This is a genomic window from Streptomyces sp. NEAU-174, from assembly GCF_052665095.1.
In genome coordinates this window covers 64,720-70,821 of the sequence record NZ_JBQTCE010000032.1, presented here as the reverse complement: position 1 = coordinate 70,821, position 6,102 = coordinate 64,720, and the positions used below count along the sequence as shown (strand labels likewise).

Below are 6,102 nucleotides of genomic sequence, written 5' to 3'. Positions count from 1 at the left end.
GAGAACCCCCGCCGAGTGTTCAGCGCCGGTGTGGTGCTGAGGGAGTGTCAGAGGTGACGTCAGACCTCGACGACCACGGGAAGGATCATCGGCCGGCGGCGGTAGCTGTCGGAGACCCACTTACCGACCGCGCGGCGCGCCAGCTGCTGGAGCTGATGCGGGTCCACGACCCCGTCGGAGGCCGACTTGACCAGGGCGTCCTCGATCTTCGGGATGACCGCGGAGAAGGCGGAGTCCTCGATACCGGAGCCCCTCGCCTGGATATGCGGACCGCCCACGATCTTGCCGGTCGTACTGTCGACGACCACGAAGATCGAGATGATGCCCTCGTCGCCGAGGATGCGGCGGTCCTTGAGCGAGGTCTCCGTGACATCGCCGACCGAGAGGCCGTCCACGTACACGTATCCCGCCTGCACCTTGCCGACGATCTTGGCGATGCCGTCGACCAGGTCCACCACGACACCGTCCTCGGCGATGACACAGCGGTTCTTCGGAACCCCGGTCAACGCCCCCAACTCGGCGTTGGCGCGCAGATGGCGCCATTCGCCGTGCACCGGCATCAGGTTCTTGGGCTTGCAGATGTTGTAGAAGTACAGCAGCTCACCGGCCGAGGCATGGCCGGAGACATGGACCTTGGCGTTGCCCTTGTGGACGACCGTGGCGCCCCATCGCGTCAGTCCGTTGATGACCCGGTAGACCGCGTTCTCATTGCCGGGGATCAGCGAGGAGGCAAGGATCACGGTGTCGCCCTCGACGATCCGGATCTGGTGGTCGCGGTTGGCCATCCGGGACAGCGCGGCCATCGGCTCGCCCTGGGAGCCCGTGCAGACCAGCACCACCTCGTCGTCCCGAAGGTCGTCGAGGGTCTTCACGTCCACGACGAGACCGGCCGGCACCCGCAGATAGCCGAGGTCACGGGCGATGCCCATGTTGCGGACCATCGAGCGGCCGACGAAGGCGACCTTGCGTCCGTACTCATGCGCCGCGTCGAGGATCTGCTGGATGCGGTGCACATGGCTGGCGAAGCTGGCGACGATGATGCGCTTCTGCGCGTTGCCGAAGACCTGGCGCAGCACACCGGAGATATCGCGCTCGGGCGGTACGAACCCGGGGACCTCGGCGTTGGTGGAGTCCACCAGCAGCAGATCGATGCCCTCCTCGCCGAGCTTGGCGAACGCGGGCAGATCCGTGAGCCGGCCGTCGAGCGGCAGCTGGTCCATCTTGAAGTCGCCGGTGTGCACGGCCATGCCGGCCGGGGTGCGGATGGCGACCGCCAGGGCGTCCGGGATGGAGTGGTTGACCGCGATGAACTCGCACTCGAAGGGGCCGATCCGCTCCCGGTGCCCCTCTTCGACCTCGAGGGTGTAGGGACGGATCCGGTGCTCCTGGAGCTTCGCCTCGATCAGGGCGAGGGTCAGCTTGGAGCCGATCAGCGGGATGTCGGGCTTCTCGCGGAGCAGGAAGGGGACGCCGCCGATGTGGTCCTCATGGCCGTGGGTGAGGACGATGCCGTCGATGTCGTCGAGACGGTCCCGGATGGATGTGAAGTCCGGCAGGATCAGGTCGACTCCGGGCTGCTCCTCCTCGGGGAAGAGCACCCCGCAGTCGACGATCAGCAGCCGGCCGCCGTACTCGAAGACCGTCATGTTCCGGCCGATCTCACCGAGGCCGCCGAGCGGGGTGACGCGCAGACCGCCCTCGGGGAGCTTCGGCGGAGGGCCGAGCTCAGGATGCGGATGACTCAAAAGACTCTCCTCACCACGCGCGCCACATGCCCCCTGGGCACATGGCGCGCGTGACATTCGTGCACTTGCTGATGTGTCTGTATGCAGTTGTGAAGTATGAAGGTGCGAGTAATCGCCTCTTTGCTTAGAGCTGTACCCCGCCGGCGGCGAGATCGCGCTTGAGCTGTTCGGTTTCCTCGGCGGTCAGCTCGACCAGCGGCAGGCGCAGCGGCCCCGCGGGCTGGCCCTGGAGGGCGAGCGCGGCCTTGGTCGTGATCACACCCTGGGTGCGGAACATGCCGGTGAAGACTGGCAGCAGCTTCTGGTGGATCTCCGTTGCCTTCGCGACGTCACCCGCGAGATGCGCCTCGAGCATGGCCCGCAGCTCGGGGCTGACCAGGTGGCCGACCACGGAGACGAAGCCGACCGCGCCGACCGACAGCAGCGGCAGGTTCAGCATGTCGTCGCCGGAGTACCAGGCGAGGCGGGAGCGGGCGATGGCCCAGCTGGCGCGTCCGAGGTCGCCCTTGGCGTCCTTGTTGGCGACGATGCGCGGGTGCTCGGCGAGCCGGACCATGGTCTCGGTGCCGATCGGGACACCGCTGCGGCCCGGGATGTCGTAGAGCATGACCGGCAGGCCGGTGGCGTCGGCGATGGCGGTGAAGTGCCGGAGGAGGCCCTCCTGCGGCGGCTTGCTGTAGTACGGCGTGACGGCCAGCAGCCCGTGGGCACCGGCCTGCTCGGCGGCGCGTGCGAGCTCCACGCTGTGCCGGGTGTCATTGGTGCCCGCTCCGGCCACGACGTGGGCGCGGTCGCCGACCGCCTCCACCACGGCGCGTACGAGCTGGGCTTTCTCCGCATCGCTGGTGGTGGGGGACTCGCCGGTGGTGCCGTTGACGATCAGTCCGTCATTGCCGGCTTCCACCAGATGAACAGCGAGTCGCTGGGCGCCGTCGAGGTCGAGCGCGCCGTCAGTGGTGAATGGCGTGACCATGGCGGTCAGCACCCGCCCGAAAGGGGTCTGCGATGTGGATGTCGGTGCCATGGGCTCCACGCTACTCGTAGCGCGCCCCACGGCGCTCGCTCGGGGCTGCGGACGGAGCGAAGAGATGGGACCCGGCACTGCCTGCTCGGGGGTTCAAGCAGTGCCGGGCCCGTTTGTTCAGCCTAGATGAACTTCTCGAAACGCCGCAATACGGACACTTCGCCCGGTGATCCGTCCGGGGACCGGGGCCCGGGCCACGGGGCCGGCTACGGAGCCACTCGGCCGTTGGCGTTGAAGGCGGCATGGGTGAGCGGCATCAGCCCCGCCCAGTGCGCCTCCATCCGCTCCCCCACCATCTCGATCTCCCGCTGCGGGAACGACGGCACGGCGGCCTGCTCGTGCTGGGTGCGCAGCCCCAGAAAGTGCATCAGCGAGCGGGCGTTGCAGGTGGCGTACATCGAGGAGAACAGGCCGACCGGGAGCACGGCCCTGGCCACCTCGCGGGCCACTCCGGCGGCCAGCATCTCCTGGTACGCCTCATAGGCGTGGCGGTACGCGTCCTCCATGACCCGGCCGGTCAGCTCGTGCTGCGCCGGGGTGCCCTCGACGAACTCGTACTTCCCCGGGCGGCCCTGCTGGACCAGCTTGCGGGCCTCCCCCGGGACGTAGAACACCGGCTCCAGACGGCGGTAGCGACCGGACTCCTCGTTGTACGACCAGCCCACGCGGTGCCGCATGAACTCGCGGAAGACGAAGATCGGGGCGCTGATGAAGAAGGTCATCGAGTTGTGCTCGAACGGGCTGCCGTGGCGGTCCCGCATCAGGAAGTTGATCAGCCCCTTGGAGCGCTCCGGGTCCTTGGTGATCTCCTCCAGGGACTGCTCGCCCGCGGTGGACACCCGCGCGGCCCACAACACATCGGAGTCGGCAGCGCTGTGCTTGACCAGCTCGACGGTCACTTCGCTGCGGAAACTGGCCTTCTCGATCTCGGCGGGGGTCTCGGTCACCGGGCGGGTCCTTCCATGGTGCGTCGCTCAGGGCGGCGCCCAGCTTACGGGCCACCACCGACAGTCTCGCTCAGCCGAAATTTTTGACTGAAGTCGTCGGATCCGGGCACCCAATCACTCATTCACACGTCCTACACATTGAAGTACTCACGTTCGAGGTTCCAAGGAGAGCCCGCAGATGTTCCGCCGGCGAGAGCCCGTGCCGTTCGCCTTCATCGCCGAAGCCGACCGTTTCCGCAGCAACGTCACCCCACCACCCCGCCCCCGCGCCACACCGTCCCAGATCGCCGGCCGAACCCTGATCGGGCTCACGATCGTCGCGGGGTTCATCGGCTCGCTGATGTTCGGTATGCCCGCCCTCGACAGTCAGTCGCACCCCACCCACCAGATCCAGCAGTCAGAGGCGTCCGACGGACGCTGACCGGCCCTGGGATAGCCTCAGCCAGCACAGGCCCATCCGGACATGTGTGTGAGTGAGGAACTCCCGTGCCCCTGCCCTTCCTGACCGCCGACCGCGCCCGAGACGACGACGCGGCGGCCGGAGCGGACCCGCTCGGCTACGAGGACCCGGACCGCTGGCGCCGTCCCTACCGGCCGGGCCCCTGGAGGGTCGGGGGCGCCGCTCTTCTGCTGCTGCTCGCCTCGTACGTCCTGTTCTCCGCCATGATCATCGCGATGGCGGGATCGCTGCCCGCGGCGGGCGTCTGCGTCGGCGTCGCGGCGCTGATGATCGTGACGGCCGTAAGGCTGGTACGCAGCGGTGTCGTAGTGAGCGCCCAGGGGCTGCGCCGGATCGGCCTCCTGCGCAGCACCACCGTGCGCTGGCAGGACGTCGCCGCGATACGCACGGCCCAGCAGCCGGTCCGCTGGCTGGGACTGCCGCGCACCGTCCAGGGGCAGGCGCTGCTGCTCCAGTCCGTGCGCGGCGGAGCGCCGGACACCCTGATCACCAGCCATGACGCCGACTTCCTGGGCCAGGCGGAGAGCTTCGAGAGGGCCGCCGACGCGATCGAGGGCTGGTCCGCCGCCCACCGCTGAGCCGTACGGCAGGCCGCTGAGTCGTACGGCAGCACCGCTCAGTCCTACGGCGGCGGAGGGGCGCCGCCGAGCCCCCTTACCGCTAGCCGTACCACCGCGGGCGGCCCCGGGTCAGCCCCCGGCCGCCCGCACCGGCTTGCCGTCGTGCAGGGCGATGGCGCGCTGCATCGCCTTGCGGGCACGCGCGGTGTCCCGGGCGTCGTGGTACGCCACGGCGAGCCGGAACCAGGACCGCCAGTCGTCCGGCGACTGCTCGGTCTCGGCCCTGCGCTTGGCGAAGACGGCGTCCGCCGAGTCCCGGTCGATCCGCCCGCCGGGCGTCCGCGCCAGCTCGTCGACCGGGAGCCCGCCCTCCGCCTCCAGCTCCCGGGCCAGCCGGTCCGCGCTCCGCGCGAACTGCGTGGTCTGCCACAGGAACCAGCCGCCGATGAGGGGCATCACCAGCACCGCCACACCGAAGACGACGGTGACCGGGGTGCCCTCCCTGATCAGCAGCACCCCGCGGTCGCCGACCAGCACGAAGTAGACGACCAGGACGGCCGCGAGAACGAAATATGTGATCTTTGCGCGCACCGCTGTGCCCTCAGTCCAGATCGAGGAAGTGTTCCAGGCCGAAGGTCAGGCCGGGGGCGGCCACCACGCGGCGGACGCCGAGCAGGATGCCGGGCATGAAGCTGCTGTGGTGGGTGGAGTCATGGCGGATGGTGAGCGTCTCGCCCTCGCCGCCCAGCAGGACCTCCTGATGGGCCAGGAGCCCGCGCAGCCGCACCGAGTGCACCGGCACCCCGTCCACGTCCGCGCCCCGCGCCCCGTCGAGCGCCGTGGCGGTGGCGTCCGGCTGCGGGGCGCAGCCGGCCTCCCGCCGGGCCTCGGCGATCAGCTGTGCGGTGCGCGCGGCCGTGCCGGAGGGGGCGTCCACCTTGTTGGGGTGGTGCAGCTCGATGACCTCGACGGACTCGAAGAACCGGGCGGCCTGGCGGGCGAACCGCATGGTCAGCACGGCGCCGATGGAGAAGTTCGGGGCGATGAGCACACCGGTGGTCGGCGAGGCGTCGAGCCAGCCGCGCAGCTGTGCCAGGCGCTCGTCCGTCCAGCCGGTGGTGCCGACGACGCCGTGGATGCCGTGGCGGAGGCAGAACTCGAGGTTGTCCATCACCGAGGCCGGTTCGGTCAGCTCGACCACCACTTCGGCGCCCGCCTCGACCAGGGTCTGGAGCTGGTCGCCCCGCCCCAGCGCGGCGACCAGCTCCAGGTCCTCGGCGGCCTCCACGGCTCGTACGGCCTCGGAGCCGATCCGTCCCCTGGCGCCGAGGACGGCCACACGCAGCTTGCTCATCGATCCTGTTTC

Annotated in this window: 7 protein-coding genes; 2 read left to right on the top strand and 5 right to left on the bottom strand. The window is 69.6% G+C overall.

Going from position 1 to position 6,102, the window contains the following annotated elements; all coding sequences use genetic code 11:
* Nucleotides 1-59: 59 nt before the first annotated feature.
* From ACT2CW_RS48160 to thyX, 3 genes are all read right to left on the bottom strand, one after another.
* The gene (locus ACT2CW_RS48160; RefSeq protein WP_164433738.1) at nucleotides 60-1,745 is read right to left on the bottom strand and encodes a ribonuclease J; all 1,686 of its coding nucleotides are present in this window, start codon (nucleotides 1,743-1,745) and stop codon (nucleotides 60-62) included.
* A gap of 124 nt (nucleotides 1,746-1,869) precedes the next feature.
* Complete coding sequence (dapA, locus tag ACT2CW_RS48155) at nucleotides 1,870-2,769, bottom strand: 4-hydroxy-tetrahydrodipicolinate synthase (protein ID WP_037960719.1); 900 nt, start codon at nucleotides 2,767-2,769, stop codon at nucleotides 1,870-1,872.
* Nucleotides 2,770-2,975: 206 nt separating this feature from the next.
* The gene (gene thyX / locus ACT2CW_RS48150; RefSeq protein WP_445521170.1) at nucleotides 2,976-3,716 is read right to left on the bottom strand and encodes an FAD-dependent thymidylate synthase; all 741 of its coding nucleotides are present in this window, start codon (nucleotides 3,714-3,716) and stop codon (nucleotides 2,976-2,978) included.
* Nucleotides 3,717-3,894: 178 nt separating this feature from the next.
* Between thyX and ACT2CW_RS48145 the strand changes: the two genes are divergently transcribed.
* Complete coding sequence (locus tag ACT2CW_RS48145; protein WP_164433740.1) at nucleotides 3,895-4,137, top strand: hypothetical protein; 243 nt, start codon at nucleotides 3,895-3,897, stop codon at nucleotides 4,135-4,137.
* A 65-nt stretch (nucleotides 4,138-4,202) separates the two neighbouring features.
* A complete protein-coding gene (locus tag ACT2CW_RS48140; protein ID WP_164433741.1) occupies nucleotides 4,203-4,754 on the top strand; it encodes a PH domain-containing protein in 552 nt (183 codons plus the stop codon).
* Nucleotides 4,755-4,865: 111 nt separating this feature from the next.
* Here ACT2CW_RS48140 and ACT2CW_RS48135 read toward each other — a convergent pair whose 3' ends face one another.
* Nucleotides 4,866-5,327: a tetratricopeptide repeat protein gene (locus ACT2CW_RS48135; protein ID WP_138917228.1), complete on the bottom strand. Its 462-nt coding sequence runs from the start codon at nucleotides 5,325-5,327 to the stop codon at nucleotides 4,866-4,868.
* Between the two features lie 10 nt (nucleotides 5,328-5,337).
* A complete protein-coding gene (gene dapB, locus ACT2CW_RS48130; RefSeq protein WP_445521169.1) occupies nucleotides 5,338-6,090 on the bottom strand; it encodes a 4-hydroxy-tetrahydrodipicolinate reductase in 753 nt (250 codons plus the stop codon).
* Nucleotides 6,091-6,102: the final 12 nt, after the last annotated feature.